The following is a 1,734-nucleotide window of genomic DNA, read 5'->3' as shown; positions in this document are numbered from 1 at the left end:
ATGAAACCGCCTTATCTATCGCCAGAGAGTGTATTAAGTTAGATAAACTTTTATGTGCCATTTGTATTGCTCCGGTTACATTAGCTAATGCAGGGGTCCTGAACGGCAAAAAGGCAACCGTTTTTTCCTCAGAAATAGCCAGATTAAAAAATAAAGGCATCAATTACACCGGTAGAGATGTCGAAATTGATGGCAAAATTATCACGGCAAACGGTCCTGCCGCCGCAGGTAAATTTGGTGAAGCAATCGCTAAGGCTTTGGAGTAAAGGTAACCGTTCAGGTGTCCAAAGGGGGATAAGGAGATAAAGAGAGAGTATGAGAGTCGCATTTTGAATACTGTTTCCTTCAACCTATAGCCTATTTTCATCGCTCTGTCCTCAGCAGGTTAATGTTCGTTCCTCCAAATAACTAACCCATTACGAACGGTAACACTGTGATTCAGACAGTAGACTATAGACATCAGACCTCAGACTAAAGCGGGCAGAAATTGCAGAAGAATAAAGGCTTGGGAGACCTGCCTATACTTCTGTAGCTAAGGCTTAGGAAAAATCCAGGGAGTGAAGTTTTGGTAAGCGTTCAGGTGGTGTAACAAAAGGAGATGTGGAAATTAAGGAAATAGGGGGATATTATTAAAAAAATTGAAATTAGTAGAAACTAATAGAAATTTGTTGTTTTCCACAATCAATTTCTACCTATTTTTGCTTCGCAACATTCTTCGAATTCTATAAATTTCAATCTATTTCTATTATCTTATCTCCATATCATCCTTATCTCCTTATCCCCTTTCTTACACTTTTGATATATAGCCTGAACGGTTACAAGTTTTAAGGATGGTTTCCCAAATATCACTAATTTCTTGCATAAATAGAGTCTATAGTCTTGTGTCTGATGTCCAGTGTCTGAATCACAGGAACGGTAACAAATTCCCCTTGACATATTTTAAAATTTGATGTATTATAAAATATAATGTATATATGGAGGTGCTGTAGAAATGGTAAGAACACAAATTTACTTAGATGAGAAGACAGTTGAGGAACTTAAGCGGATAACCGTCCTGCGTAAGGTTAAAACTGCACATATAATCAGGGAATCTATAAAGGAATATTTAGAGAAGATAGCAGAGGAGAGAAGAAAAGAAAAAAATCCTCTTTACAAACTAATTGGTCTATGTGAGGAAGGAAAACCTGATGCTTCCCTTAAACATGATGAATATCTTTACCAAAAAGAGGAATAAAAAATGCTTATTTTTGTAGATACAAGTGCCTGGATTGCTACGGTGGTTAAAAAAGATATAAACCATAAAAAGGCCTCTTCATATTATCTTGACCTGCTTAATAAGAATATTGGTTTAATCACCTCCAACTATGTTTTAAGTGGGGTCTATACCAGAGTTAGATATGATGTAAGCCATCAAAAAGCCTGTGAGTTTCGCCACATCATTTCTGAAGCAACCTCTCAAAGGTTTCTCTCTGTATCCTGGAGTAATGAAGAGATTGAAAATCAAGCCTGGGAGATATTTGAAAGTTATAGAGACCAACGATTTTCTTTTGTTGACTGCACGAGTTTTGTTATTGCAAAAAGACTTAAGATAAAAGAGGTCTTTGCCTTTGATGATGACTTTGTTATTATGGGGTTTATATCCCGACCATAGGAAGAAGCCTTTTGGATAAAAGGTTATGGTTAAGAAACCGGTATGGAAGTTGGGTTAGGAGGTTGGTAATCCTGAACTTGATT

General features: G+C 36.8%; 4 protein-coding genes. 3 read left to right on the top strand and 1 reads right to left on the bottom strand.

The window, feature by feature from the left end; genetic code table 11:
• On the top strand, nucleotides 1-266 hold a 266-nt coding region (locus tag AB1414_20290), incomplete at its 5' end, for a DJ-1/PfpI family protein (protein ID MEW6609754.1).
• A gap of 484 nt (nucleotides 267-750) precedes the next feature.
• On the opposite strand, the gene AB1414_20285 is transcribed toward AB1414_20290, so the two are convergent.
• Entirely contained in the window at nucleotides 751-936 is a 186-nt protein-coding gene (locus AB1414_20285; GenBank protein ID MEW6609753.1) for a hypothetical protein, read from the bottom strand.
• A gap of 55 nt (nucleotides 937-991) precedes the next feature.
• Between AB1414_20285 and AB1414_20280 the strand changes: the two genes are divergently transcribed.
• A complete protein-coding gene (locus AB1414_20280; protein ID MEW6609752.1) occupies nucleotides 992-1,234 on the top strand; it encodes a CopG family transcriptional regulator in 243 nt (80 codons plus the stop codon).
• 3 nt (nucleotides 1,235-1,237) lie between these two features.
• Nucleotides 1,238-1,651, top strand: a complete 414-nt coding sequence (locus tag AB1414_20275; GenBank protein MEW6609751.1) for a PIN domain-containing protein — start codon at nucleotides 1,238-1,240, stop codon at nucleotides 1,649-1,651.
• Nucleotides 1,652-1,734 lie beyond the last annotated feature (83 nt).

This window comes from bacterium (assembly GCA_040755795.1).
Classification (GTDB): Bacteria; UBA9089; CG2-30-40-21; order CG2-30-40-21; family SBAY01; genus JBFLXS01.
Note: the sequence above shows the minus strand (reverse complement) of the source record. Positions and strands in the feature narration are given on the sequence as shown.